23 protein-coding genes are annotated in these 26954 nt (G+C 69.9%); 13 read left to right on the top strand and 10 right to left on the bottom strand.

All coding sequences use genetic code 11. The features are described from left to right. Positions 1 to 97 precede the first annotated feature (97 nt). On the top strand, positions 98 to 1192 hold the full coding sequence (locus Sp245p_RS18345) for a sulfotransferase family protein (protein ID WP_014197634.1): 1095 nt from the start codon (positions 98 to 100) through the stop codon (positions 1190 to 1192). 62 nt (positions 1193 to 1254) lie between these two features. Then, positions 1255 to 2271: an SMP-30/gluconolactonase/LRE family protein gene (locus tag Sp245p_RS18340; protein WP_109138734.1), complete on the top strand. Its 1017-nt coding sequence runs from the start codon at positions 1255 to 1257 to the stop codon at positions 2269 to 2271. On the opposite strand, the gene Sp245p_RS18335 is transcribed toward Sp245p_RS18340, so the two are convergent. Beyond that, a complete protein-coding gene (locus Sp245p_RS18335) occupies positions 2183 to 4870 on the bottom strand; it encodes an MMPL family transporter (protein WP_014197632.1) in 2688 nt (895 codons plus the stop codon). The genes Sp245p_RS18340 and Sp245p_RS18335 overlap by 89 nt on opposite strands. A gap of 159 nt (positions 4871 to 5029) precedes the next feature. On the opposite strand from Sp245p_RS18335, the gene shc reads away from it, so the two are divergent. Genes shc through Sp245p_RS18320 form a run of 3 tightly spaced genes read left to right on the top strand, consistent with a single transcriptional unit; the run spans position 5030 to position 8092 of the window. Continuing rightward, positions 5030 to 6961 carry a squalene--hopene cyclase gene (gene shc / locus Sp245p_RS18330; protein WP_014197631.1) on the top strand — a complete coding sequence of 644 codons (1932 nt, stop codon included), beginning with the start codon at positions 5030 to 5032 and terminating at the stop codon, positions 6959 to 6961. Positions 6962 to 7006: 45 nt separating this feature from the next. After that, the gene (locus Sp245p_RS18325) at positions 7007 to 7381 is read left to right on the top strand and encodes a DUF2141 domain-containing protein (RefSeq protein WP_014197630.1); all 375 of its coding nucleotides are present in this window, start codon (positions 7007 to 7009) and stop codon (positions 7379 to 7381) included. Between the two features lie 9 nt (positions 7382 to 7390). Beyond that, positions 7391 to 8092 (top strand): phosphorylase family protein, encoded by a 702-nt coding sequence (locus tag Sp245p_RS18320; RefSeq protein WP_174452195.1) that lies wholly within the window; start codon positions 7391 to 7393, stop codon positions 8090 to 8092. Here Sp245p_RS18320 and hpnH read toward each other — a convergent pair. Then, the gene (gene hpnH / locus Sp245p_RS18315; protein WP_014197627.1) at positions 8033 to 9160 is read right to left on the bottom strand and encodes an adenosyl-hopene transferase HpnH; all 1128 of its coding nucleotides are present in this window, start codon (positions 9158 to 9160) and stop codon (positions 8033 to 8035) included. The genes Sp245p_RS18320 and hpnH overlap by 60 nt on opposite strands. Positions 9161 to 9458: 298 nt before the next feature. Between hpnH and dxs the strand changes: the two genes are divergently transcribed. Next, positions 9459 to 11390: a 1-deoxy-D-xylulose-5-phosphate synthase gene (dxs, locus tag Sp245p_RS18310; protein WP_014197626.1), complete on the top strand. Its 1932-nt coding sequence runs from the start codon at positions 9459 to 9461 to the stop codon at positions 11388 to 11390. 5 nt (positions 11391 to 11395) lie between these two features. Here dxs and Sp245p_RS18305 read toward each other — a convergent pair whose 3' ends face one another. Beyond that, complete coding sequence (locus tag Sp245p_RS18305; protein ID WP_014197625.1) at positions 11396 to 12007, bottom strand: hydrolases of HD superfamily; 612 nt, start codon at positions 12005 to 12007, stop codon at positions 11396 to 11398. Between the two features lie 279 nt (positions 12008 to 12286). Here Sp245p_RS18305 and Sp245p_RS18300 point away from each other — a divergent pair, with 279 nt between their 5' ends. From Sp245p_RS18300 to Sp245p_RS18280, 5 genes are all read left to right on the top strand, one after another. Next, positions 12287 to 12721, top strand: coding sequence for a response regulator (locus tag Sp245p_RS18300; RefSeq protein ID WP_014197623.1), 435 nt, complete (start codon positions 12287 to 12289; stop codon positions 12719 to 12721). A gap of 140 nt (positions 12722 to 12861) precedes the next feature. After that, the gene (locus Sp245p_RS18295; RefSeq protein WP_014197622.1) at positions 12862 to 13971 is read left to right on the top strand and encodes a cobalamin B12-binding domain-containing protein; all 1110 of its coding nucleotides are present in this window, start codon (positions 12862 to 12864) and stop codon (positions 13969 to 13971) included. Between the two features lie 38 nt (positions 13972 to 14009). Then, a complete protein-coding gene (locus Sp245p_RS18290; protein ID WP_014197621.1) occupies positions 14010 to 15218 on the top strand; it encodes a sensor histidine kinase in 1209 nt (402 codons plus the stop codon). 133 nt (positions 15219 to 15351) lie between these two features. After that, a complete protein-coding gene (locus tag Sp245p_RS18285) occupies positions 15352 to 16044 on the top strand; it encodes an exopolysaccharide biosynthesis protein (RefSeq protein WP_014197620.1) in 693 nt (230 codons plus the stop codon). A gap of 26 nt (positions 16045 to 16070) precedes the next feature. Further along, positions 16071 to 17375, top strand: coding sequence for a hemolysin family protein (locus tag Sp245p_RS18280; protein ID WP_014197619.1), 1305 nt, complete (start codon positions 16071 to 16073; stop codon positions 17373 to 17375). A gap of 22 nt (positions 17376 to 17397) precedes the next feature. On the opposite strand, the gene rodA is transcribed toward Sp245p_RS18280, so the two are convergent. Further along, positions 17398 to 18570: a rod shape-determining protein RodA gene (gene rodA, locus Sp245p_RS18275; RefSeq protein WP_014197618.1), complete on the bottom strand. Its 1173-nt coding sequence runs from the start codon at positions 18568 to 18570 to the stop codon at positions 17398 to 17400. A gap of 138 nt (positions 18571 to 18708) precedes the next feature. Next, on the bottom strand, positions 18709 to 21228 hold the full coding sequence (locus tag Sp245p_RS18270; protein ID WP_246119791.1) for a TIGR02302 family protein: 2520 nt from the start codon (positions 21226 to 21228) through the stop codon (positions 18709 to 18711). A 348-nt stretch (positions 21229 to 21576) separates the two neighbouring features. Here Sp245p_RS18270 and Sp245p_RS18265 point away from each other — a divergent pair, with 348 nt between their 5' ends. Continuing rightward, a complete protein-coding gene (locus tag Sp245p_RS18265) occupies positions 21577 to 22059 on the top strand; it encodes a hypothetical protein (protein WP_014197616.1) in 483 nt (160 codons plus the stop codon). A 50-nt stretch (positions 22060 to 22109) separates the two neighbouring features. Here the strand turns inward: Sp245p_RS18265 and Sp245p_RS18260 are convergent, their stop codons facing one another. The 4 genes from Sp245p_RS18260 to argH form a co-directional block, all read right to left on the bottom strand. Continuing rightward, positions 22110 to 22529 (bottom strand): bacteriohemerythrin, encoded by a 420-nt coding sequence (locus tag Sp245p_RS18260; RefSeq protein WP_014197615.1) that lies wholly within the window; start codon positions 22527 to 22529, stop codon positions 22110 to 22112. Positions 22530 to 22619: 90 nt separating this feature from the next. Then, positions 22620 to 23885, bottom strand: coding sequence for a diaminopimelate decarboxylase (gene lysA / locus Sp245p_RS18255; protein ID WP_014197614.1), 1266 nt, complete (start codon positions 23883 to 23885; stop codon positions 22620 to 22622). Then, the gene (locus Sp245p_RS18250) at positions 23882 to 24067 is read right to left on the bottom strand and encodes a hypothetical protein (protein ID WP_014197613.1); all 186 of its coding nucleotides are present in this window, start codon (positions 24065 to 24067) and stop codon (positions 23882 to 23884) included. Before Sp245p_RS18250 ends, lysA begins: the two co-directional genes overlap by 4 nt. Next, on the bottom strand, positions 24064 to 25506 hold the full coding sequence (gene argH / locus Sp245p_RS18245) for an argininosuccinate lyase (RefSeq protein WP_014197612.1): 1443 nt from the start codon (positions 25504 to 25506) through the stop codon (positions 24064 to 24066). The genes Sp245p_RS18250 and argH overlap by 4 nt, the downstream gene beginning before the upstream one ends. A 39-nt stretch (positions 25507 to 25545) precedes the next feature. Between argH and Sp245p_RS18240 the strand changes: the two genes are divergently transcribed. Next, positions 25546 to 26193, top strand: coding sequence for a TlpA family protein disulfide reductase (locus Sp245p_RS18240; RefSeq protein ID WP_014197611.1), 648 nt, complete (start codon positions 25546 to 25548; stop codon positions 26191 to 26193). 43 nt (positions 26194 to 26236) lie between these two features. Here the strand turns inward: Sp245p_RS18240 and Sp245p_RS18235 are convergent, their stop codons facing one another. After that, positions 26237 to 26833 carry a DUF4142 domain-containing protein gene (locus Sp245p_RS18235; protein WP_014197610.1) on the bottom strand — a complete coding sequence of 199 codons (597 nt, stop codon included), beginning with the start codon at positions 26831 to 26833 and terminating at the stop codon, positions 26237 to 26239. Between the last annotated feature and the right edge of the window lie 121 nt (positions 26834 to 26954).

Raw genomic sequence — 26954 nt, 5'->3', positions numbered from 1 at the left:
GGGATGTAACAGCGTCCGGGCCGGTCTATCCTCCTGCGCGGCGCTGTCGAAGGGAGGTGTCCGGATGGGTGGATCGGCGAAGAGGGAAAGCGGATGGATGCCGATCCCGGACCATCCGCTGTATGGCTGCGACGCCGTCACCCTGCTGACCGTGCTGGCGCGCAACGGCGGGCCGCGGGGGCATGGCTGGCCGACGGCCCTGGCGGCGCTGGCCTCGGCCTTCGGGCGCGCGCCCTTCTCCCTGGCCGAGGCCGGGTGGGTGGCGGCGCGGCGCCGGAAGTCAGCCGGTTTGCCGCCGCCGGTCTTCATCCTCGGCCATTGGCGCAGCGGCACCACGCATCTTTACAACGTGCTGAGCCGCGACCCGCAGTTCGGCATCATCGACCCCTTCGCGGTCGGCCTGCCCTGGGACATGCTGGGGCTGGGCTCGGTCCTGCGGCCGCTGCTCGCCCGCGCCCTGCCGGAGCGGCGCTACATCGACAACGTGCCGGTCAAGGCCGACAGCCCGCAGGAGGACGAGATCGCGCTGGCGAACATGTCGCCGATCTCCTTCTACCATGGCCTCTATTTCCCGGAGCGGTTCGACGAGAACCTGCGCCGCGGCCTCTACTTCGACGGCTGCACGGCGGCGGAGCGGGACGCCTGGAAGCGCCGCTTCCTCTATTTCCTGGAGAAGGTGTCGATCGCCCAGGGCGGGCGCTGCATCCTGCTGAAGAACCCGGTCTACAGCGCGCGGGTCGCCATGATGCGGGAGATCTGGCCCGACGCGCGCTTCATCCACATCCACCGCGACCCGCGGGCGGTGTTCGTGTCGACGGTGGGCTTCTACCGGACGCTGCTGGCGCGGCTGGCGCTCCAGCCGCATGAACACATCGACGTGGAACGGGTGGTGCTGGACCATTACCCGCGCATCATGCAGGCGCTGATCGACGACACGGCCGACCTGCCGACGAACTGCTTCGCCGAGGTGCCGTTCGAACGCTTTGAGCGCGCGCCGCTGGAGGAGGTGGAGCGGCTGTACCAAAGGCTGGAGTTGCCGGGTTACGCGGCGGCGCGGCCGAATTTCGCGGTGTATCTGGGGGCGGTGAGCGATTACGCGAAGAACCGCCACCGCCTGTCCGACGAGGGGCGGAAGCGTGTGGACCGCGAATGGGCGCCCTTCGTCGCGCGCTGGGGGGCCGGTGTGGCGTGATTTGGACCTCCCCTGCGAAGCGGGGGAGGGAGGGGACCCGCGAAGCGGGGAGGGTGGGGGCAATGACCTTGCTTCTCCTCACTCTCCTCACCCCCCCCGCCCAATCCGCCTGCCGCACCGTGTCCGTCACCGCCAACGGCACTCCCGTCATCGGTATCGAGGACATGGCGCTCGACGCCGGGCGCGGTCAGGCGGTGCTGTCCGCCTACGACCGCCGGGCCGGAACCATGGGCGGGCTCTATCTGCTGAACCTGCGATCCCTCGACGCACCGGCCGTCGCCGCCGTCCCCCTCGCCACCGGCTTGCGCCCGGCGGGCATCGACCTCCGCGCGGAACCGGACGGCGCGCGCTCCCTGCTCGCAATCAGCCGCCACGAGGACGGGTCGGCGACGGTCGAGCGTTACCGCCTGGACGGCGCCACCCTGACCCACCAAGGCACCATCACCAGTCCGTTGCTCTGCCGGGCCAACGACGTGGCCTTCCTCGACGGGGAGCGTTTCCTGTTCACCAGTAGCCACGGCGGCTGCGGTTGGGGCGCCGTGATCGAGGACAACGTCCTCGGCGGGCGTCATGGTTTCGTCGGTGTGGTGGACAACGGAACGGCCCGCGTCCTGATCGGCGGGATCGGCTTCGCCAACGGCCTGCTTCCCGACGAAGCCAGGGACCGGCTGACAGTCGCCGCCACGCGGGAGGACGCGCTGCTCGTCTATCGCCTGTCCGACCCACAGGCGCCACCGCAACGCCTCGCCGTGCCCGGAGGACCGGACAATCTGACGATGGGTCCGGACGGGCGCCTGCTGGTGGCGCTGCACCCGTCGCCGTTCCGGTTGGCGCTGCACCGCTACGGCTGGCCGGGCGGAGCGGCGGCACCGACCCGCGTCGCGGCGCTGAGCCCCGCCGGGACGGAGATCCTGCTGGACCAGGACGGGCGGCGCTTTTCGGCCGCCACGGTCGCCCTCTCCTGGAACGGGCGGCTGATCGTCGGCTCGGTCACCGCGCCGGGACTGCTGGTCTGCGACGAAGCCGCCAGCGGTGCCACAGGATCATCAGCGCCGGCAGAACCACCAGCGACGAGATGACCGTGTAGGTGATCGACACCGCCAGCAGCACACCCATGCTGGACAGCCCGCGGTGGTTGGACAGCGCCAGCGTGGCGAAGGCGGTGCTGGTGGTCAGTGTGCTGACCAGGACGGCGCGCGGCGTGCTGGTCACCAGAAGCTCGATGCCGAAGGCGCTGTCCGACGCGCCTTCCCGCACCAGATCCTGCCCGCGCGAGACCATGTGGATGCTGCTCGACACGCCGAGCGCGAAGAGCAGCGGGATGACGATGACGTTGGCGAAGTTGAAGGGGATGTCCAGCAGCCCGGCGGTTGCCATCGTCCACAGGGCGGCCAGGACCAGCGGCGCCAGAATCAGCACCATCCCGGTCACCGAGCGCTGAACGGCGACCAGCAGCAGGACCATCAGCACCAGCGTCAGCGCCGTCGCCTCCAGGAAGGCGGAGCCGACGACCCGGGCCGCCTCCGTCACCGTGACCGGGGCGCCGGTGGCGTTGGGCGCCACGGCCAGCACCGCGTCGGCGAAATCCGCCATTTCGCGGCTGTCGGAAATGTCGTGCGTGGGCAGCACCTCGACGCGGGCGCGCCCGTCCTCGGCGATCCAGCGCACCCTCAGGCTGTCCGGCACGTCGGCGGCCGTCACCGGCTGCTCCACCGCCATGCCCTCGCGCAGCCGGTTGAGCAGCGGCGGCACGCCCCCGGTCAGCGCAGCGTCGAGCGTGGCGAGCTGCCCCGGCCGGATGCGGGCCAGCGCGCCGTCGAAGCGCTGCACGGCGGCGCGCAACTCGGGCGGTCCGTCGCGCTTGTCCGTCCGATAGCCCCCCAGCACCGTCTTCAGCATGGCGAAGGCGCGCTCCAGCCCGCCCTGGTCCAGCGCCGCCGAGGTGGCGGGTGCGGCGAGGCTGGGGCCGAGCAGCAGCGACATGTCCGCCAGGATGGGCAGCTTGGCCTCCTGGTCCTTGGGGATGAAGCTGGCGAAGGTGCGCACGCCGCCCGACTCCGGCAGGGGGCGCAGCCGGTCGGCCAGCGCCTGCGCCGCCGCGAGATCCGGAGTCAGGACGTTGACGGAATAGGGGGACGTCCGCGGGGTGGTGGCGAGATCGCGGTAGGTGGCGACGGCCTCCGTCCGCTCGTCCTGCAGGTTCAGCGGGTTGACGTCCAACCGCACCAGCGGCAGCGCCGCCATGGACAAAACGGCGCTGGCCCCGGCCAGGGCGAGGATGGCGCGGTGGTGGCGGGTGACCCAGCCGGCGAAGCCGCGGTCCTCGCGCTCCGGCGCTGGGACGCCGGGGCCGGGGCGCAGCAGGACGATCAGCGCGGGCAGGAGGGTCAGGCTGATGAGCAGGGCCACCACCATGCCGACGGCGGAGATGATGCCGAATTCCGCCAGCCCCAGATAGGCGGTCGGGACGAAGGACAGGAAGCCGATGATGGCGCACAGGGTGCTGAGGACCAGCGCCGGCCCGACCGCCCGCACCGCTTCGATGGCGGCGGCCAGCGGCGGCAGACCGCGGCGCAGCTCCTCCTGGTAGCGCAGGCCGAGATGCCCGCCGTAATCGTCGCCCAGCCCGAAGAACATCACCGCGCAGGTGACGGAGATCAGGTTCAACCGCCCCACGGTCAGCGCCGCCGCCCCGGCGCTCAGCGTCAGGCCCAGCAGCAGGACGACCATGATGCAGGCGATCAGCCGCCCCGACCGCATTCCGGCGATCAGCACGGCCGAAACCAGGATGAAGGACAGGATGGTGGCGAGACCGGCGCTGTTGGCCACCGTGTCCAGCTCCGTCTGGCGCAGCGGCACGGCGCCGGTGACCCGCATCTCGACCCCTTGCCCGACCGGCTCCGCCATCACCGCGCCGATGGCCTCGTGCACCGCGGTGACCGCGGGGCGACCGCGCCCGAAGGAGCTGTTGTCCAGAATGGGCCGGGCCAGGACGAAACGGCGGTTGGCCGCCCGGTCCTCCTCCTCCGCGGCCTGCACCAGCCCGGTCCAGGACAGCGGCACGGGGCGGCCGTCCGCTACCGTCGCTGTGCTGACCGCCAGCCGGTCGAGAAGATTGGCGGGGGTGGCCGGCGATCCTTCGTCCGTATGGGTCAGGATCAGGTCCAGCAGGTCGGCCAGACCCTGAAGGTTGGGGGCGGCGTTCAGCGCGCCCAGCGCCGCCTGTGCTCCGGCCAGCCGGGTGGCCAGATCCTGCAATTTTTCCGTGTCGAGAAAGAGCAGGCCGTACTGGCGGAAGTACGGATCGGCGGACGGCACCTCCACCGCCGACAGCACGTCGCTGCGGGCCGACATGCGCTCGGCCAGACGTACGGCGGCGGCGTCCGACTGGTCGGGGGACGGGCTGTCCACCACGACGACGATCTGATCGTCGGCGAAGGGAAAGGCCTGACGGTATTCCTCCGTGTGCTGGCGGAAGGCTGTGTCCGGCGAGATCATATCCGCCGTGCTGGTGCTCATCGTCAGATTGTCGGCGGAATACCAGCCGGCCAGGACGGACAACAGGACCCCGACCGCCAGCGTCACCCGCGGCCTTCGGCAGGACAGGGCGCCCAGGCCCCCGATCATGCTGCGGCCGAGGTCCGCCATCCGGCCCAGGACACCTTGCCGTTCTGTCACGCTGTACGTCTCCCCTTGAAGCGTACGCAGTCTGCCAGGACAACCTCCAGCACCCAACGTACGCTACCGTATCTTACTTCCAACCAATGGGCGAAGCGCGGCACCTCGTTACCCTGATACCTCCATCATGGGGAACACCGGGGCAAAGCGGGAGCGCCGATGCAAGACCACAACGCAAGCACAACCTTGCGGGTCCAACGGGCCGAGCCGTCGGCCAAGACCGTGAGCGACGCCGTGGCCGAGGCCACGGACGCCCTGATCCGCCGCCAGCAGGCCGACGGCCATTGGGTGTTCGAGTTGGAGGCCGACGCCACCATCCCGTCCGAATATCTGCTGCTGCACCACATCCTCGACGAGATCGATCCGGAGCTGGAAGCCGGTCTGGCCGCCTTCATCCGCGGGCGGCAGGGCAAGGACGGCGGCTGGCCGCTGTTCTTCGGCGGCGCCATGGACATCAGCTGCAGCGTGAAGGCCTATTTCGCGCTGAAGGCCGCCGGGGACAGCCCCGACGCGCCGCACATGCGCCGCGCCCGCGAGGCGATCCTGGCGCGCGGCGGCGCGGCGCGCTGCAACGTCTTCACCCGCATCCTGCTGGCCCAGTTCGGGCAGATTCCCTGGCGGGCGGTGCCGGCGATGCCGGTGGAGGTGATGAACCTGCCGCCCTGGTCGCCCTTCCACATCTCCCGCATCTCCTACTGGTCGCGGACGGTGGTGGTCCCGCTGCTGGTCGTCATGGCGCACCGGCTGCGCGCCCGCAACCCGCGCGGCATCGGCATCGCGGAGCTGTTCACCGAGCCGCCCGAACGCGTGCGCAATTGGCACAGCAACAACAGCCGCGGCGGCTGGGCCACGCTGTTCCGCGCGCTCGACGCCGCTCTGCACGCGGTGGAGCCGCGCCTCCCGGCCAACGGACGCCAGACGGCCATCGACCGCGCGGTGCGTTTCGTGACCGAGCGCCTGAACGGGGAGGACGGGCTGGGCGCCATCTTCCCGGCGATGGTCAACGCCGTGCTGATGTTCCATTGCCTGGGCATGCCGCCCGACCATCCCGACGCGGCGACGGCGCGCCGCGCGCTGCGCGGGTTGGTGGTGCGGCAGCCGGGGCGGGTCTATTGCCAGCCCTGCCTGTCGCCGGTGTGGGACACCGCGATCATCTGCAACGCCTTGTTGGAAACCGGAAACCCGCAGGCCCGCGCCGCGGCCCGGCGCGGGGCGGACTGGCTGGTCGACCGGCAGATCCTGGACGTCGAGGGCGACTGGGCGTGGCAGCGGCCGGGGCTGGCCTCGGGCGGCTGGGCCTTCCAGTACAACAACGCCCATTACCCGGACACCGACGACACCGCCATGGTGGTGATGGCCCTGCAACGGCTGGACACCGAGCGCTATGGCGAACCGATCCGCCGCGCGCGGGACTGGATCGTCGGCATGCAGAGCCGCAACGGCGGCTGGGGCGCCTTCGACGCCGAGAACCAGCACGATTTTCTCAACCACATCCCCTTCGCCGACCATGGCGCCTTGCTCGACCCGCCGACCTCCGACGTGACGGCCCGCTGCGTCATGATGCTGGCCCGGCTGGGCGAGGGGCGCGACACCGTGCCGACCCGCCGCGGCCTGACCTTCCTGGAGCGCGAGCAGGAGAGCGATGGCTCCTGGTTCGGGCGCTGGGGCACCAACTACGTCTACGGCACCTGGTCGGCGCTGGAGGCGCTGAACGCAGCCGGGGTGCCACACTCCGCGGTGGCCGTGCAGCGCGCCGCCCAGTGGCTGCTGGCGCACCAGCGCCCGGACGGCGGCTGGGGGGAGGACGGGGCCAGCTACTGGGCCGGCAACCCGCGCGGCGAGGGGGCGGTCTCCACCGCCTCGCAGACCGCCTGGGCGCTGCTCGGGCTGATGGCCGCCGGCAAGGGCAACCACCCGGCGGTCGACCGCGGCGTGGACTATCTGCTGTCCGCCCGCGACGCCGAAGGGCTGTGGAGCGAGGAACCTTTCACCGCCGTGGGCTTCCCGCGCGTCTTCTACCTGAAGTACCACGGCTACGCGGCGAGCTTCCCGCTGTGGGCGCTGGCCCGATACCGGGCCCTGAGGGTGTGATGGGGCGGGTGTGATGGGGCGGGTGTGAGAGGAACGGCGGCGGTCTTGGCCGCGGCGCTGACCGTGACCGTCCAGGGCGTGCGCAACGGCGACGGGCAGATCGTCCTCGCCGTCTGCGAGGAGGCGGCCTACCCGGCGGGGCGCTGCGCCTTCCGGGTCACCGCCCCGGCGGCGGAGGGTTCGGTGCGCGTCGCCGTGCCCGACGTGCCGCCGGGGATCTACGCGTTGCGCGTCTATCACGACGAGAACGGCAACGGTCAATTGGACCGCAACCTTCTCGGCGTGCCACGGGAAGGCTTCGGCTTCGGCAACGATGCTCCCGTGCTCCTGGCGGCGCCGAGTTTCCGCGATGCCGCCGTGACGGTGGGGGAGGATGGCGTGGAAACGGCGTTGACGCTGCGTTACTGGATTTCGCCTTAGGGAGGCGTGATGGCCGCCGCGATCCTCACCGGCATGGCGTTGGAGGCCCGTATCGCCCGGCGCAGCGGGCTGCCCGTCGTTTGCGCCACGGGGGGCGCCGCCGCGGTGGCCGCGCATCGGCTGTTGGAAGGCGGAGCCTGCGGACTCATCAGCTTCGGCATCGCGGGCGGCTTGGCGCCCGACCTGCGGCCCGGCTCGCTGGTTGTGGCGACGGCTGTCGTCGATGAGGACGGACCCGTCTACGAGGCTTGGCAACCCTGGCGGGACCGCCTGCACAACGCCTTGCCGCAGGCACACTCCGCGTTGCTGGCCGGCGCCCGCATGCCCGCGGCGACGGTCGGTGACAAGACGAGGCTGAAGGCGCTGACCGGCGCCGCGGCGGTCGATCTGGAGAGCCTTGCCGTCGCGCGGGCCTGCCAGGCATGGGGGAGGCCCTTCGCCGTGCTGCGCGCGGTCGCCGACCCGGCGTGGCGGGCACTGCCCGCGGCGGCGTTGGCCGGGCTGGACGGGGCGGGGCGCATGTCCCCCGGCGCCGTGCTGGCGCGGCTGGCCGCCGACCCCCGCGAACTCGTCGCGCTGGGCCGGCTGGCCTGGGACCTGGGCCGCGCCCTCGCGGCACTGCGCGGGGCCGCCCAAACCCTTCCGGCGGATTTACTCGGCGGCGGTCCGCTCGGCCTCGATCCGGCGCAGCGTGTCCGCGACGTGGCGTGAGAAGACCTCCTCCGCCGGGCGCTGGCGGTCCAGCGGAATCTCCGGCGCCATCGGCCCGTCCGTGCGCGGCCCGCGCAGGCTGACCGCCAGCGCCGACAAGGGATTGCGCAACGTGTCCTCCACCGCGGTCGGCTCATAGCCGCTGTGGACCATGCAGTCGGCGCATTTCTCGTAGTTGCCGGTTCCGTAGGCGTCCCAGTCCGTTTCCTCCATCAGCGCCTTGAAGGTCGGGGCGTAGCCCTCGCCCAACAGGTAGCAGGGGCGCTGCCAGCCGAAGACGTTGCGCGTCGGGTTGCCCCAGGGTGAGCAACGGTAGGTGCGGTTGCCGGCCAGGAAATCGAGGAACAGGGACGATTGCGAGAAGCGCCACTTCTTGCCCCGCCCCCGCGCGAAGACGTCGCGGAACAGCTCCTTGGTCTTGCGGCGGTTCAGGAAATGCTCCTGGTCCGGCGCGCGCTCGTAGGCGTAGCCGGGCGACACGGTGACGGCGTCGATGCCGGCGGCCATCGCCTCGTCGAAGAAGGCGGCGACCTTCTCCGGCTCCGCCCCGTCGAACAGGGTGCAATTGATGTTGACGCGGAAGCCGCGCGCCTTGGCGGCGCGGATCGCCGCGACGGCGCGGTCGTAGACGCCCGGCTGGCAGACCGCCTTGTCATGCTCCTCGCGCCCGCCGTCCAGATGGACCGACCAGGTGAAGAAGGGGCTGGGAGTGAAGCGGTCGAGTCGCTTCTCCATCAGCAGGGCGTTGGTGCAGAGATAGACGAACTTGCGGCGCGCCACGATGCCGGCGGCGATGGTGTGGATCTCGGGATGCAGCAGCGGCTCCCCTCCGGCGATGGAAACCACCGGGGCGCCGCACTCGTCCACCGCGCCCAGGGCTTCCTCCACCGACAGGCGGCGGCGCAGGATCGGGTCGGGATAGTCGATCTTGCCGCAGCCGGCGCAGGCGAGGTTGCAGCGGAACAGCGGCTCCATCATCAGCACCAGCGGGAAGCGCCGGTTGCCTCTGATGCGCTGGCGCAGGACATAGGCGCCGACCAGCGCCGCCTGGATCACGGGAACGGCCATGGTTACGCCTTGCCCTTTCCATCGTGGATCGCCGTCTGCTTGCCCTTTCCATCGTGGATCGCCGTCTGGTGGTTCGCCGTCATGCGCCTATCCCTGAAATTGCGTCGCGCTCCAGTTTGGAGCGTCCCGGGACGCGCGGCAGGTAGATTACTGTATGATACTTGCCGGACTCTGGTGCGGTCCGGCTCCGCCTTTCATCCTTGGCAAGCCGCAAAACCACAGCGCGCGGGACCACCGCGCCGGCCGCTGCATTGGTTGACGGCCCATAATGGGGCCCATAATGGGGGAGGCACCGGCCATGAAGTCCAAGACCCCGAGCAGCAGGACGCCTCTGCTCGACCGGGTGCGCACCCCCGTCGATCTGCGCCGCCTGAAACCACGCCAACTGCGGCAACTGGCCGACGAACTGCGAACCGAGACGATCAGCGCGGTGTCGGTGACCGGTGGTCATCTCGGCGCCGGGCTGGGGGTGGTCGAGCTGACCGTGGCGCTGCACTATGTCTTCGACACGCCAGCCGACCGGCTGATCTGGGACGTCGGGCACCAGTGCTATCCCCACAAGATCCTGACCGGGCGCCGCGACCGCATCCGTACGCTCCGTACCGGTGGGGGATTGAGCGGCTTCACGAGACGTACGGAGAGCGTGTACGACCCCTTCGGAGCGGCGCACAGTTCCACCGCCATGTCGGCGGGGCTGGGCATGGCGGTGGCACGCGACCGGCTGGGCCGTCGCAACCATGTGGTGGCCGTGGTCGGGGACGGCGCCATGAGCGCCGGCATGGCCTATGAGGCGATGAACAACATCGGTTCCGGCGACAGCCGGGTGATCGTTGTGTTGAACGACAACAACATGTCGATCGCTCCGCCGGTCGGCGCCCTGTCGGCCTATCTCTCGCGGCTGATCTCCTCCAAACCCTTCCTCACCCTGCGGCACTTCGCGGAGGATCTGGCCGGCCACATGCCGCGTCCTCTGCGCACGGCGGCGCGGCGGGCGGAGGAGTACGCCCGCGGCATGGTCACCGGCGGCACGCTGTTCGAGGAGATGGGCTTCTACTACATCGGCCCGATCGACGGGCACAATCTGGACCATCTGCTGCCCGTCCTGCAGAACGTGCGCGATGCCGGCGACGACAAGCCGGTCCTGATCCATGTCGTCACCAAGAAGGGCAAGGGCTACGGCCCCGCCGAGGCCTCAGCCGACAAGCTGCACGCGGTCGCCAAGTTCGACGTCGTCACCGGCGCCCAGTCCAAGCCCAAGTCCAACGCCCCGACCTACACCCGCGTCTTCGCCAACGCCCTGATCGCCGAGGCCGAGCGCGACCCCGGGGTCCTCGCCATCACCGCGGCCATGCCCTCGGGCACCGGGCTCGACCTGTTCGGCCAGCGCTTCCCCGACCGCTGCTTCGACGTCGGCATCGCCGAGCAGCACGCCGTGACCTTCGCCGCCGGGCTGGCGACCGAGGGGTTCAAGCCCTTCTGCGCGATCTACTCGACCTTCCTGCAGCGCGCCTACGACCAGGTCGTGCACGACGTGGTGCTGCAGCGCCTGCCGGTGCGCTTCGCGCTCGACCGCGCCGGTCTGGTCGGGGCGGACGGGGCGACCCACGCCGGGGCCTTCGACGTGGCCTATCTGGGCTGCCTGCCCGACATCGTGCTGATGGCGGCGGCGGACGAGCTGGAGCTGATGCACATGGTGGCGACCAGCGCCGCCATCGACGACCGCGTCTCGGCGCTGCGCTACCCGCGCGGCGAGGGGGTGGGGCTGGAACTGCCGGAGCGCGGCGAGGTGCTGCCCATCGGCAAGGGCCGCATCCTCCAGGAAGGCACCAAGGTGGCGATCCTCAGCTACGGCACGCGCCTGGCCGAGGCGCGCAAGGCGGCGGCGGAACTGGGCGCGCGCGGGCTGTCGACGACGGTGGCCGACGCGCGCTTCGCCAAGCCGCTGGACGAGGATCTGGTGCGCCGTCTGGCGCTGGAGCACGAGGTGCTGATCACCATCGAGGAGGGCTCGGTCGGCGGCTTCGGCAGCTTCGTGCTGCAGCATCTGGCGATGGCCGGCCTTCTGGATGGCGGGCTGAAGATCCGCCCGATGGTCCTGCCCGACCGCTTCCTCGACCATGACAGCCCGGCCAGGCAGTATGAGGAGGCCGGTCTCGCCGCCCGTCACATCGTCGCCACGGCGCTGCAGGCGCTGGGCAATCACAGCGGGCGGATCGCGACGCTGGGATAGGAGCCTTACCGCGCTTCCGGCTTGCGCCTGCTCCGCGTTGCTTTTGCAGGTTTCGCCTTCACGGGCTTGGCGAGGTGCTTCAACTCCTCGTACCGGCTCAGAAAGAGGGCATAAGCTTGGTCGGGGCCGACCGGAACGATCCTGTCCGGGTGGGCGGCCGGCAGATGCCCCCAATCCAGCCAAGCCGGGGGCAGGAGGTCGCGCAGCTCCGTCGCCATGCAGACGAGGTCGGCCTGCTTGATGGCCGGCGCCTCGTCATCGAAGCCGAACCAGCGGCGCAGCGCGTCCTTGACGGGGTGAAGGCGCTGTTTGACGTAGTCGCGGTCCAGCATGACCTTCACCGGCGATGGCCAGTCGCCGAGGAATTCCTCGCAGTCGTGCATCAGGGCCGAGTAGGCCAGGGGCGGCGGCACCAGACGCGAGACCATCACCGAATGTTCGGCGACCGAATACCAGGGCCGCGCCGCGCCGCCCCAGCGCGGCTGGGACGACAGGCACTGGGCTATGTCCTCGATCGGCATGCCCGTGGCGTCCGGCGTCAGCAGATCGAGAACGAAGCCGGACGGCATCAGGATGGCCGTGCGCCCGTCCGGTCGCTTGAGAAGGTCGAGTTGCATGGATCGCTGCTGTTCCAAACCGCGGGCCGGGTGCGGTGCCGTTTTCAAGGGCCGGACCCGACCGCCAATCGGTCTGGGTTTAACAGATGGCCGACACCGCGGACAACGGGCCCCGGCGCATCGCCGCCATCGGCCGCAACAACGCGTCGCCTTCCTGTCCCTGCGGTTGAATAAATTACAGAATTAGCATCATTTACCGGCTTTTCCGGCATGGCCCGACGATGTAACGTGCTTCTGCATTTGCCCAATGCAACGACACGGATATGGGTGGCCGCGCCGATGCTGACTGACAATGCGAAGGATGGGCTGCCGAGCCGCAGCATCAACGACCTGCGCGTCCTGCTGATCGAAGACGACGACTTCACCCGCCGGCTGATGAGCCGCCTGCTTCAGGACCTGAAGGTCCGCCATGTGTGGGAGGCGTCGGACGGCATGGCCGCGCTGGGCATTCTGCGCGACCATGCGGAGGAGGTGGACCTCGCCATCTGTGATCTGGAAATGCCGCGGATGAGCGGGCTGGACCTGCTGCACGCCCTGCGCACCGCCACGGGCAACCCGCTCGCCGACCTTCCGGTGATCGTGCTGACGGCGCATCGCGAGGCCGACACGGTCAAGCGGGCCATCGCCTACGGCATTTCCGGCTATCTGGTGAAACCGGTGTCGAAGGCCGACCTCGTGAAGCGGCTGACCTTCGTCCTTCAGAAAGGCCGTTAGAAAAACCGTTGAGCAGGGGATTGGCAACCATAGGATGTGGTTGCCGAAATCTGACCCGGTCGGCGCAGTCAGGCGTTGCAGGAACAGGTGCGAGGGCGCACCTTTCATCCGAACGCCCCCTCGACCGGAGACGCCGCGCCATGCCGGAGACCGCCCGGCCTTCTCAGGACCCGATACGGATCGCCTCCAACCCCATTGCGGACCGCCGCGCCGAATTGGCGCGCGCCGTGGTAGCGATCCAGTTCGAGCGCTGGCCCGCGCTCTACGCCCGTTACGGCGAGGCCGGGCGGGAGCGGTGCGTCGAGGATGTCGGTTTTCATCTTCTTTATCTTGCGGAGGCCGTGGCCGCCGACAGCCCGGCGCTGTTCCGCGAGTATGTGGCCTGGGTCAAGGTTCTCTTCGCCGGGATCGGCATCCCCGACGAGGAACTGGGCGAAAGCCTGGAAATCCTCCGCGACGTGGTGGCCGCCCGGATCGATCCCGCCACGGCGACGCGCGTGCAGGCCTGCGTGGGGGAGGGGCTGGCCGCTTTGCCCGCCCTGCCGCGGGAGGTGCCGCCCTTCGTGCGGTCGGACGCGCCGCTCGGCGCGCTCGCCCGCGCCTATCTGGATGCGCTGTTGTCCGGTGACCGGCGCCGGGCGGCGCAGCTGGTGACGGACTCGGCGGCCGGCGGGGCGACGGTGCCCGAGCTTTATCTGCATGTGTTCCAGCCGGCCCTGCGCGAGATCGGACGCCTGTGGCAGACGCGTGCGATCACCGTGGCGCACGAGCATTTCGCCACCGCCGCCACCCAGGCGATCATGGGCCAGCTCTATCCGGCAATCTTCGCCGCCGAGCGGCGCGGCCTGTCCATGGTCGCCACCTGCGTCGGCGGGGAGCAGCACGAGATCGGCATCCGCATGGTCGCCGACTTCTTCGAGATGGCCGGGTGGGACAGCCATTATCTCGGCGCCAACACACCCGCGGACAGCGTCGTCCGGTCGGTGCGGGAGCGGGGCGCCCGCGTCCTGGCGGTGTCGGCCACCATCACCGCCCATGTCGGGCGGGTTGCGGCCCTCATCGCCGCGGTGCGCGCCGAACCCGGAGAGCAGCCGCATGTGCTGGTCGGCGGTTACCCCTTCAACCTCGTTCCGGACTTGTGGAAGACGGTCGGCGCCGACGCCTTCGCCCCCGGCGCGGAGGAGGCGGTCGCCATCGCGGAGCGGCTGATCGGCCCGGCGGCTCGGGACCGCGCCGTCGGTGTGGCGTGAGGCGTGTTCCGTGACCCACACGGCTTGAAGGAGGAGGCATGGACGGGCTGGTCCTGACCTGCGACCACGATGGGCGGCTGCGCGCCCTGCACCGGCTGGGCGCCGGTTTGCCGGGATTGGCCGGAAAGCCGGGCACCCCTTTCCCGGTTCTGTTCGGCCCGGACGCGGTGGCCGGCGCGCTGGATCTGTTCAGCGGCCTGCGGAAGTCCGGCCGGGTGGTCGACCAGCCCCTGTCCAGCCGGCTCGACCCCATGGGAGGATTCCATGTCAGCGGGCTCAGCGACGCGGAGGGGTTGGTGCTGGCCGTGGCGCGGGCGCCCGGCGGGCTGCCCGCCGTGTTGGAGGGGTTGGAGACGCTGAATCCGCGGCTGGCCCAGCGGCTTGCTCCGCTTCGGACGGCGGCGCCGGCGCCGGAGGTTCCCACCCTGGACGCGCTGTTCGGCGAAATGACCCTTCTCAACAACGAGTTGGCCAACGCCCAGCGGGCGCTTGCCAAGGCCAACGCCGAACTGGCCGCCAGCAACGAGCAGAAGAATCGGCTGATGGGCATGCTGGCCCACGATCTGCGCACGCCGCTCCAGGTCGTCGTCGGCTTCGCGGAGCTGCTGGAGCAGAGGCTGGACGGGCGCCTGGAGGCGGCGGAGCGTGCCTGCCTGGAGCGCATCCGCGAATCCAGCCTGTCCATGCGCCACATGGTGGAGGACGCGCTGTCCCTGGCGGCGCTCCAGGCGGGGCGGATGCGGTTGGCACGGCGGCCATCCGATCTGATGACGCTGGTCCGGCGGAACGTCTCGATGAACCGCGTGTTGGCCGAGGGCAAGTCCATAACCATCGAGCTGTCCGTGCCCGAACCACCCATGCCCATGGCCGACATCGACCCGGCCAAGCTGGATCAGCTTCTCAACAACCTTCTGTCGAACGCCATCAAATACTCCGACCGCGGCGGGAGCGTCCGTGTCGCCCTGAGCGAGGCCCCGGGCGAGGGCCCGGGCAAAGGTGGCGGCTGGGCGCGCCTGCGTGTGTCCGACGACGGCCGCGGCATTCCGCCGGCGGAGCTGGCTCAGCTCTTCCAGCCCTTCGCCCGCACCGGCCGGCTGGGCACGGAGGGGGAGGGAACGGTCGGCCTCGGCCTCTACATCTGCCGGTCCATCGTCGAGGGGCATTGCGGGCGCATCACCGCCGATTCGGCGCCGGGACGCGGCTCGACCTTCACCGTCGAGCTGCCGTTGGTGGCATCATCCCCTTGAGAAACGGCACATTCCACAGATGGGCTGGCGCACCGACCGGCGATGCTGTAAAAGGAGCCGGTACGATGTTGCGACGCGAAAGGTCCATGGGTTTACCCTTCCGCCGTTTCGGGCGGCCTCCGTGGGGAGCGCCGTGAGCGACGGCCGACCTCCCGACACGCCCCCGGACCCTCAGGCTCCGGAGGGCGTCGACCGCGGCGATGCCGCGACCACCGGTTTCCCGCCGGTGAACCCCGCTTCGGCGGTGCTGGACGATTTCCTGAACCACGACCACGGCGCGCGGATCGCGCTCGGCGACCTCGTGGGCATTCTGGGCGACCGCGCTTTCGGTGCCCTGCTGCTGATCCTGTCCATTCCGAACATCCTGCCGGTGCCGGGTCTGTCCACGGCGACGGGCCTGCCGATGCTGCTGATCGGCGCCCAGATCGCCGCCGGGCGTGACCGCCCCTGGCTGCCGCGCCGGCTGGCCGCCCTTACGCTCGACCGGGACGCTTTTTTGCGGGTGATCGCGAAGGCGAAGCCGCATGTCGACCGGCTGGAGCGGCATCTGCGCCCGCGTCTGCCGGCGATGACCGCCCCGACGGCGGAGCGTCTGCTTGGCGTGGCCGTGATGATCCTCGCCGGAATCCTGGCCCTCCCCATCGTCTTCGGCAACCAGCCGCCGGCCTTCGCCATTGCGCTGATCGCGCTGGGGCTGATCGAGAAGGATGGGGCCTTCGTCATCGCCGGCCTCGTGGCCGGGCTGATCGCCATCGTCATCGTCGCCGCCGTCCTGTTCGGTTTCGGGCAGGCCGGCATGCTGATCTTCGACAAACTGTTTTCATAAAAGGGAGCGCCCGCGGGCTCGACGCCATGATTTGGGAAGTACTGGTCATCATTTTGCTGATCCTGCTGAACGCCTTTTTCGCGATGTCGGAAATGGCGCTGGTGTCGTCGCGACGCGCGCGGCTTCAGCAGATGGCCGAGGAGACACGCAGCAAGGGCGCCCGCGCCGCGCTGAAACTGTCGGAGGACCCCGGCAACTTCCTCTCCACCGTGCAGGTCGGCATCACGCTCATCGGCATCATCGCCGGCGCCTACGGCGGTGCGACCCTGGCCGACCGGCTGGGCACGGTCCTGGACGCCAACGTTTCCTGGATCGCCCCCTACGGGCAGCAGGTCGGCTTCGCGCTGGTGGTCGCCGCGATCACCTACCTGTCGCTGATCGTCGGCGAGTTGGTGCCCAAGCGCATGGCCCTGGTGAACGCGGAGCGCATCGCCGCCAGCGTGGCCGGCCCGATGAGCGTCCTGTCGCGGGTCGCCATGCCGCTGGTCTGGCTGCTCGGCGTCTCGACCGAGGGCGTGATGAAGCTGCTGCGCCTGCCCACCGCGCGCGAGCAGACCGTCACCGAGGAGGAGGTCAAGAGCCTCATCAAGGAGGGCACGCAGACCGGCGTCTTCGAACCCGCCGAGCGGCAGATGATCGAGGGCGTGTTCCGCCTGTCCGACCGCACCGCGCGGTCGATCATGACGCCGCGCCCGGACCTCGTGTGGATCGACCTCGACGATCCGCCCGATGCCATCGCCAAGGAGATCCAGGCCAGCGGCTATTCCCGCTTCCTGGTCTGCCGCGGCGACGTGGACGAGGTGCAGGGCATCGTGTCCAGCAAGGCGCTGCTCAACCAGGCGCTCCAGGGCCGCAGCTTCGACCTGCGCGAGGCCATGGTGGAGCCGCTGATCGTCCATGACGGCACCCCCGTCCTGCGGCTGCTGGAGCTGTTCAAGCAGGCCAGCATCCACATGGCCGTGGTGGTGGACGAGTATGGCAGCGTCGAGGGCATCGCCACCGTGACCGACATCATGGAGGCCATCGCCGGCGAAATGCCCGAACAGGGGCAGGAGGGCGACGGCTTCGCGGTCCAGCGCGAGGACGGCTCCTGGCTGGTCGACGGCATGACCCCGGTGGAGGAGGTGGAGTCGCTGGTCGGCGTGAAGGGACTGAAGGGCGAGGGCGATTACCACACCATCGCCGGCTTCATGCTGGACCGGCTGGGCCATGTGCCCACCGCTGCGGAGCATTTCCACTGGAACGGCCTGCGCTTCGAGGTCATCGACATGGACGGCCGCCGCATCGACAAGGTGCTGATCCAGGAGAACGGCGAGGTCTCGGAGGGCTGAGGAAGCGCTCTCAAGGGCGGCGTCACAGCTCGGTGACGCCGCTCTTCGGAATGCGGACCTCGCGATGGACCGACATGCTGAGCAGAAGCCCCACTCCGATCATCAGCGTCATCATCGCCGACCCGCCGTAGGACACCAGCGGCAGCGGGATGCCCACCACCGGGATCAGGCCGGTCACCATCGACACGTTGACCATCACGTAGAGGAAGAACTGCGCGGTCATGCCGACCGCCACCAGCCGGGCGAACTGGCTGCGGCAGCTCAGCGCGATGACGACGCCGTAGATGAACAGCATCAGGTACAGCGCCAGCAGGATCAGCGCGCCGACCATCCCGAACTCCTCCGCCAGCACCACGAAGATGAAGTCGGTGTGCTTCTCCGGCAGGAACATCAGCTGGCTCTGCGAACCGGACATGAAGCCCTTGCCGAACAGCCCCCCCGATCCCAGCGCGATCTTCGACTGGAGGATGTTGTAGCCGGCGCCCAGCGGGTCGGTTTCCGGGTCAAGGAAGGTGTAGACGCGCTGCTTCTGGTAATCGTGCAGGAATTCCCAGGCGATGGGGATCGCCGAGAGGCCGCCGCCGATGACCACCAGGAACTTCCAGATCCTCACGCCCGCCGCGAAGAAGACGGCGCCGCTGCCCATAATGAGCAGCAGCGAGGTGCCCAGGTTCGGCTGCATCAGCACCAGCGCCACCGGGATGAAGACCAGCAGCAGGGGTGGGATCAGCAGCAGCGGGCGGCCGATCTGGTCCAGCGAGATGCCGTGGAAGTAACGGGCCAGCGCCAGGGTCAGGGCCGGCTTCATCAGCTCGGACGGCTGGAGCTGGAAGAATCCCAGGTCGATCCAGCGCTGGGCGCCCATGCCGATGCGCCCCATCAGCTCCACCGCGACCAGCAGGCAGAGCACGATCAGGAAGATGGCGTAGGCCGACTTCATCAGATGCCGCACGTCGATCAGCGCGATCATCAGCATCAGGACGAGGCCGGGGACGGCGCGCACCAGCTGCGGCTGCGCCCAGGGCTTCCAGTTGCCGCCGGCGGCCGAGTAGAGCAGGGCCACCCCGACCGACGTGATGATGCAGACCAGGAGCACCAGCCCCCAGTTGATCATGCGGAACTTGCTGCCGAGCGTCAGTTCCGGGCGCTGCGGGGCAAGCCCACCCGACCCGTGGTTCGAAAGGACCGCGACCATGAGGAAACGTTCGTTGTGTCCGGGGGCGTCCGTGCCGGAAGGGCAAGCGGCGGCGCCTTGCGCGGCGGATACTGCACCAGCGCCGCCCTCCGGTAAAGCCGCCCGGCCCCCCGGCCTTAAAACTGCTTCAGCGGCCGCTCAGAACTGCTTCAGCAGCCGGTCGATGTACTCGCGCTCCATCTGCGGGCGGCCATACTGGCCGGAGCGGCGGCGCAGCTCGTCGAGGATTTCACGGGCGCGCTGGAGTTCGGCCTCCTCGGGGATCTTCACGTCCTCATTGTTGTAGTTGCCGAAGCCGGAGGGGCGGCGGCCCAGCGGGTCGCGGTTGCGGCCCTGGCCCTGGCGCTGCTGCGCCTGTCCGGGCTGCTGCCCGCTCATCGCCGGACCCTGCTGGCCCATCATCTGCTGCATCATCTGCTCGGCCATCGCCTGCATGCCCTGCTGCAGCTCGTCCATCGCCTGGGTCTGCGGCGGAACGGCGGAGCCGGGCTGCCCCTGCTGGAGCGCCTGACCCGCGTCGCGCATCGCCCGTTCGGCGCGGCCCAGCGGGCGGGGAATCTCGCCGCCCTGCTGTTCGCCCATGCGGCGCATCAGCTCGCCGAGCTGGCGGCGCAGCGCCTCCTGCTGTTCGGCCTGCTGCTGCATCAGCGGGCTGCCCGACTGACCCTGCTGCCCTTGCTGCCCCTGCTGCGGACGGCCCTGGCGGTTGCGCGGCCCTTGCTGCTGGCCCTGCTGCCCGTCCTGCCGGCCCATCTGCTCCTGCGACTGGCGGAAGGTCTGGTCGAGCAACTGCTGCTGCCGCTGCGTCAGTTCCTGAAGCTCGCGCATCATCTGCGCCGCCTCGTTCTGGCCCTGCTGCTGCATCTGGGCCATGGCGCCGTTGCGCATCTGCTCCATCATCTGCTGGAGCTGGGACAGCATCTGCCGCGCCGCGTCGCGGGCGCCGGTCTCGGCCATCTGCCGCATCTGCTCCATCATGCGCTGAAGGTCCTGGCGGTCCATCATCTGGTCGGCCATTTCCGGCGGCACCATGGGGATTTGCTCGCCGCGCTCCAGCGCCTCGCGCATCTGCTGCTCCATGGCGTCGAGGAACTTGTCGAGCGCCGCCTGAAGCTCGTCCATCAGCTTCTTCAGTTCCTGGTCGTCGGCGCCGCGCTCCAACGCCTCGGCGAGACGGCTCTCGGCGTCGCGCAGGTCGCGCTCGGCCAGCGACAGCCCGCCGTCCTCGATGCGCAGCGCGGTTTCCCACAAGAGTTGCTGGACGGCCGGGACCGATGCCCCCTCCTCGTCGAGCAGCAGGCGGTTCACCGCGGTGCGCATGGCCAGGAAAGCCACCAGATCGCCGCCGAACTGGCTGGGTCTGGACGAGATTTCGGCCAGCGCGCGGGCCACTTCGATGCGGAGCTGCTGGGGCCGCAGGGTCAGCTTCTTGCGCTCCTCTACGATGGCGCGGGCGACCGGGTGGTTGAAGACGCGCTCCGGCAGGACCATCGCCACGTCCTCCGTGCTGCCGGTCTGGCCGGCGCCGTCGAGCGCGCTCAGGCGGATCGTGACGTTCAGCCCGGCCCAGGGATGGGCGGTCAGGTCGTGGAAGGCGGCGTTGCGCGCCTCGCGCGGGCGGACGCCGGGCAGGGCCAGCGGCAGCTCCAGCGGGCTGCGGTCGAGCGCCGGGGCCTCGCCCTCCGGCAGGTCCAGCCGGACGACGGCCTTGGCCTCGGCCAGCCCGTAGTCGTCCTGCGCGGTGTAGTCCAGCCGCAGCGCGCCGCGTTCCCCCTTGGTCGGGGGGCTGGCGTAGGCGATGGTCGGCGGGTTGTCCGGGATGATCCGCACGTTCCAGCCGCCCAGCAGGTTGGACCCCTGGGTCACGGCGATGCGGGCGCCGTCCTCGATGGGCTGCTGGATCTGGAAGGTCGCGGAGTCCACGGCCTCGAAAGCGGCGGTCCTGCTTCCGGCCTCCAGCGACGGCGTGCCGCTGCCGCCGGTGACGCGGGCCAGCACGAGGCTGCCCTTGGGAACCGGCACAGGATCGGCGAGGCTCGGCGTGTGGGCGGGGTTGGCCGACTTCAGGAAGACCGGTGGCAGGCCGGTGTATTCCGGCGGCGTCACCCAGAGGTCGAGCGTCGCGACCGACGCCGTCGCCGGTCCGCCGAAATGCGGGGTGATGGCGGCGGCAAGACGCGGCTTCCAGTCGCCCCAGGTCGCGCCGCCCGCGGCGATCAGCACCAGCGCCACCAGCGCGCGCAGGGCGTAGCGGTCCTGGGCGGCAAGGCCGTCGGACAGCGGCATGGCGACGCGCAGCCGCCGCATGGCGGCGCGCACCCGCTCCTGGTGCAGGCGCCACAGCTCCGCCGCGACGGGGTCGTTGCCGGCGGGCGTGTCGCGTAGCGCGTGGAGGGGGCGGTGGGGCAGGCCGCTGTCGCGCTCCAGCCGGCGGCGGGCGGCGTCCTCGTCGGGCAGACGGAAGGCGCGCAGCCCACGCCACCCCGTCCAGCCGATGGCGGCGACGAAGAGCAGCAGGACCAGGGCGTGCAGCCAGCCCGGCAACAGCAGGAAGACGTTCAGCAGGGCCAAAGCGAGGAAGGCCCCGGCGATGGTGATGGGCGCCCAGAGCGCCGGCCACAGCCGTTCCCAGAGCAGGGCGGCGCGGGCCTGCCCCATGCGGAGGCGGGGTTCCCGTGGCGCGGGCGCGGGTGGTGCCTCCTTTCGCAGGGGGAACCGGAACCCGTCCTTGCTGTCGCTCATGCCGCTCTCCCGTCAGGTCAGGCACCGGGCGGGAGGAGAAGCCGCCGCCGGAACATCGTCAGGATATAGGCTCGGCTGCGCCGTCTGTCGCGGTCCGGCATGCCGGTTCCTTACCGAAACATCGGGGCATGTCCAAAATATGGCGGGCCAATGGATGACTCAGGGCGCGGTGCCCACCCATTTCACGGCCGTGGACGGTGGGGCGTTCTCCAGAAGGCGAGGCGCATCGCGCCCGTCCAACAGCATCCGATCAGGAGCGGCCCCATGCCAAGCCCCAAAACATTCTCGACCGCGAACGCCACCGGGGAACGATACACGCTCGACCCCGCCAAGCCTGGACATGTCCTTGTCTATCGGTTCGCCGACAAGGCCAAAGCGACCGACTGGAGGTCCCGCCGCCGCAACACCGTCGGCGGCGGCTTCGTCAAACCCAGCGATTCGGTGTTGAACGACTGGGCGCTCAAGCAAAGCTCGTACGGCAGCCAGTCGGAGAACACGAACGACAACCCCTTCCTGTCCGTCGCCACGGATTACGAGGCCCTCTATGGCCGGGCCGAGGGCTGGGTGAAGAAGATCCTCGATACGGCGCCCGATCTGGGGGTTTTCTCGGTGCCTTACGACAAGCTCTATCGGCCGTCGCCGACCAAGTCGTTGTCGAAGGAGGAAACCGAGTGGCTGTACTATGACGGGGACGCCGAACTCGTGTCCTACCTGAAGACGTGGGCGGCCAATCCCTACAAGAACTAGACGGCGCCCGGTCCGGAGGCTCTGAGCGCCGGGCTTCCGCGGCCCGGCCCTCAGGCCGTCGGGGCCGCCGTGCCGGAACTCCCGCCCCGCCCGTCCAGCCATTCGCCGAACCATTTGTCCATGACCAGAATATGGCCGCACAGCCACATCTCGACGTAGCTCTGGAGGAACTGCACCTCCTCCGGATCGCGCGTCCCGGAGTCGGACTGCCGGCGGACGAAGTCGGCGAAGGTGTCGTGCATCGTCTTGTGCTTGGTGTAGTCGGGGTAGCCGACCGCGCGCATCAGCCCTTCCTCGCGGCGGAAATGATAGGCCGAATAATCGGCCAGCTCGCGCAGGAAGCGGTTCGCGGACTCCCGCGTTTCCCCGGCGGCGATGGCCGCGCCGAACTGGTTGAACAGCTGGAACAGGCGCTGGTGGTCGCCGTCCACAGCGCTCTGTCCGATGGCATAGGCCGCGTCCCACTGCATGATGTTCCCCGCCCGTTTCGCGAACGGGGAATCATACGCCTTATGGGTGGTTCTGTGCAGCGGTTATTGCAGGCCGGCAACCGTCGCGGATCAGTCCTTCAACCAGTCCGGCACGCGGTCCAGCGCCAGCAGTTCCTCCACCGACACGCGCGGGCGGATGACCGAGAACTGGTCGCCGTTCACCAGCACCTCCGGGATCAGCGGGCGGGTGTTGTAGGTGGACGACATGACCGCGCCGTAGGCCCCCGCCGACAGGATCGCCACCAGCTCGTCCGGCGCCATCGCCGGCAGGGCGCGCTGGAGCGCGAAGGTGTCGCCGCTCTCGCAGACCGGACCGACGACGTCGTAGGGCTCGGTGGCGGCGCCCTTGGCCGGCTCGGTCACCGGGACGATGCCGTGGTAGGCCTCGTAGAGGGTGGGGCGGATCAGGTCGTTCATCGCCGCGTCGATGATGACGAAGCGGCGGTGCAGCCCCTGCTTCAGGTAGATCACCCGCGACACCAGGATGCCGGCGTTGCCGACCAGCGAGCGGCCGGGCTCCAGCGAGATGCGGCAGCCGAGGTTGCCGGTGATCGACTTCACCATGGCGGCGTAGTCGGCGATGTCCGGCGGCGCCTCGTGCTTGTAGACGATGCCCAGCCCGCCGCCGAGGTCGAGGCGGGTGATGTCGTGCCCGTCCTCACGCAGGACGTGGAGCAGCGCCGCCACCCGCTCGTAGGCGGCGCGGAAGGGGGCGAGGTCGGTCAGCTGCGACCCGATGTGCACGGCGATGGCCACCGGCTTGATCCCCGGCAGCTTGGCGGCCTGGGCGTAGACCTCCCGCGCGTGGTCGTAGTCGACGCCGAACTTGTTCTCCTTCTTGCCCGTCGCGATCTTGGCGTGGGTCTTGGCGTCCACGTCCGGATTCACGCGGAAGGCGATGGGCGCGGTGACGCCCAGGCTGACCGCCACCTCCGACAGGGCCTCCACCTCGGGGATGGATTCCACGTTGATCTGGTGGATTCCGGCCTCCAGGGCGGCGCGCATCTCCTCGCGCGTCTTGCCGACGCCGGAGAAGATGATCTTGCCCGCCGGGATGCCACCGGCCAGCGCGCGGCGCATCTCGCCGCCCGACACCACGTCGGCGCCGGCGCCCAGCCGCGCGAAGGCGCGGATGACGGCGAGGTTGGAGTTGGCCTTCACCGCGTAGCAGACGTCGGCGTCCTGCCCCGCGAAGGCCCCGGCGTAGGCGCTGTAATGCGCCTCCAGCGCCGCCGTGGAGTAGCAGTAGAAGGGCGTGCCGACTTCGGCCGCGATGGTGGACAGCGGCACGGATTCGGCGTGCATCACGCCGTTGCGGTAGGCGAAGGCGCTCATGGGAAGCGGGCTCCGGAGGACGGCTGACCGGGCTTGGGGTCGGTCTTCGGGTTCGGGTAGGTGCCGGGGAACGTGTCGGCTTCCTTGCCCTGCGGGGGATCGACGAAGCTCGGCTTCTTGCCGCAGCCGGCCAGCGTCAGCGCGACGGCGGCGGTCGCCAGGATCAGCAGCGGGCGCCTCACAGGAAGCGCTCCCGCGCCGCCGCGACGGCCTCGCGCACGCGGACGGGGGACGCGCCGCCGAAGCTGCGCCGGCTGTCCAGCGACGCCTCGATGCTCAGCGCCGGGAAGACGGACTCGGTGATGCGCGGCTCGATGGCCTGCAACTCCTCCAGCGTCAGGGCGGTCAGGCCGACGCGCTTGTCCTCCGCCGCCTTCACGGCGCGCCCGGTGATGTGGTGCGCCTCGCGGAAGGGGATGTTCAGCTCCCGCACCAGCCAGTCGGCGAGGTCGGTGGCGTTGAGGAAGCCGCGGTCGGTAGCTTCGCGCAGCGCCGGCACGTTCGGCTGCATGTCGCGCACCATGCCTTCCATGGCGGCGATGCAAAGCGCCAGCGTGTCGTCGGCCTCGAAAACCGGCTCCTTGTCCTCCTGCATGTCCTTGGAATAGGCCAGCGGCAGGCCCTTCATGGCGACCAGCAGGCTGTTCAGGCTGCCGATGACCCGCCCGGCCTTGGCGCGCACCAGCTCTGCCGCGTCCGGGTTCTTCTTCTGCGGCATGATCGAGGAGCCGGTGGTGAAGGCGTCCGTCAGCTTGATGAAGCGGAACTGGGCCGAGCACCACAGCACGATCTCCTCCGCGAAGCGCGAGAGGTGCATGCCGCAGATGCTGGCGGCGGCCAGATACTCCAGTGCGAAGTCGCGGTCGGACACGGCGTCCAGCGAGTTCGCCGTCGGCCGGTCAAAGCCCAGCGCCTCCGCCGTCATGAAGCGGTCGATGGGGTAGGGCGTGCCGGCCAGCGCGGCGGAGCCGAGCGGGCACTCGTTCAGCCGGGCGCGGGCGTCGCGCAGCCGGCCGCGGTCTCGCCCGAACATCTCCACATAGGCCAGCAGATGGTGACCGAAGCTGACCGGCTGGGCAGCCTGGAGGTGGGTAAAGCCCGGCATCACCGTGTCGGTGTGCTTCTCCGCCAGATCGATCAGCGCGGCCTGGAGCGCCTTCAGCCCCTGGTCGGCGCGGTCGAGCGCGTCGCGCACCCACAGCTTGAAGTCGGTCGCGACCTGGTCGTTGCGCGACCGCCCGGTGTGCAGGCGCTTGGCCGGCTCGCCGATCAGCTCGGCCAGCCGGGCCTCCACGTTCATGTGGATGTCCTCCAGTTCCACCTTGAAGGTGAAGGCTCCGGAGTCGATCTCTTCCTTGACCCGGTCCAGCCCTTCGCGGATGGCATCGGCGTCGGCCTGGGTTATGATGCCCTGGCGCGCCAGCATGGCGGCGTGGGCCTTCGACCCGGCGATGTCTTGGTCGGCCAGCCGCTTGTCGAAGCCGATGGAGGCGTTGATCCTCTCCATGATGGCGGCGGGACCGCGGGCGAAGCGGCCTCCCCACATCTGGCTGGCGGCCGGGGCCGAGACGTTTTGGGCGGCGCGGTCTTGTGAGTTCGGCTTGGGCTGTTCGGCGCTCATGGCGGACACAATACGGATGGGAGGACGGGAAGCGTGAGTATGCGGACTTTGGCGGCCACCGCAATCTTTTGTGTGACGCTGGGCGGTGCCGGGCTGTGGATGGCGCTGGCCGGCCCGTCGGCCCCACCGCCGCCCGCCGTGCTGACGCTGGACCAGCCCTCTCCCGGCGCGACGGCGGTGGGTCTCGACAAGTTCCGCTACATGGAACCGCTGACGCCGGTGCCGGAGCTGCCCTTCCTGGACGGGGAGGGGCGCCGGGTCGACCTGTCGGAGTTCAAGGACCGCCTCGTCCTGCTGAACCTGTGGGCCACATGGTGCGCGCCCTGCGTGAAGGAGATGCCGGCGCTCGACCGCCTCCAGGCGCAGCTGGGCGGGCCGGGCTTCCAAGTGGTGGCGCTGTCGGTGGACCGCGGCGGCAAGGATCAGGTGCAGCCCTTCTACCAGCGGACCGGCGTGAAGAACCTCGCCCTCTACCTCGACCCGTCGAGCGTCTCCATGCAGACTCTGAAGCTGCGCGGCCTGCCGACCACCCTGCTGGTCGACCAGGAGGGCCGCGAGCTTGGCCGCATCGAGGGCGCGGTGGAATGGGACTCGCCCGAGGTCATCGCCTTCCTGCGCAAGCACATGGGCCACGGCGGCGGCCCCAACCGCGACAGCCGCGGCGGCGTGGTGAAGACGGGCGGGTGATGCGTCCAAGTCCCTTCTCCCCAGAGGGGCGAGGGAACTTATGTCACTCCGACGATCCTGAGGTTCCCGGCGGGGCATCTCCCGGCGGCGCCTGGGTCTGCGGCGGGGCCGGGCCGCGCGCCAACTCGGCCATGATGCCCCGCGCCTCCTCGAAATGGCTGTGCAGCATGGGCAGGGCGTCGCGGGCGAAGTCGCCCGTCTCGCCGCCGCGTTCGGCCTGCGCCTCGTACAGCTTGATGGCGCGGGCGTGGGTTTCCTCCTCCGCGGCCATGTAGCGGCGATCGAAGGCGCCCTCGGGCGTGTCGCGCAGGCTGGACATGTGGGAACGGGCGGACAGGCTCGGGTCGCGGGGGATGGGGATTCCGTGGCGCAGCGCCATGCCGGCCAAGCGGTCGGTCTTCAACCCGTGATCATCGGCCATACGGCGGGCGAAGCGGCGGACCGGCTCGGTTTCCGCCCGGTCCTGGGCCAGCTTGCCCAGCGCCTGCTCCGCCATGCCGTCGGCCAGCGCCTCGGCGATGAAGTTGCGCTCCTGCCGGGACAAGGAGGACGGGGAGGCCGGGACGGAACCCGGCGCCTGCGCCAGGGCCGGGGCGGACAGTCCGGCCACGAGGATCACCGTCAGGAAGCCGCGCCGCATCGCCCCCATCCTTTCCGCTGTTCGCCCCTTCCCCTGCGGGACGAACAGAGCGCGAGCGCAGCGGTTCCGCAAAAGCACGAAGCCCGCCGCGGTTTCCCGCGGCGGGCTTTGCAAAAAGCGT

The sequence above is a fragment of the Azospirillum baldaniorum genome (genome assembly GCF_003119195.2).
GTDB lineage: Bacteria > Pseudomonadota > Alphaproteobacteria > Azospirillales > Azospirillaceae > Azospirillum > Azospirillum baldaniorum.
The sequence above is the reverse complement of the archived record's forward strand: the minus strand, read 5'-3'. Positions and strand labels throughout refer to the sequence as shown.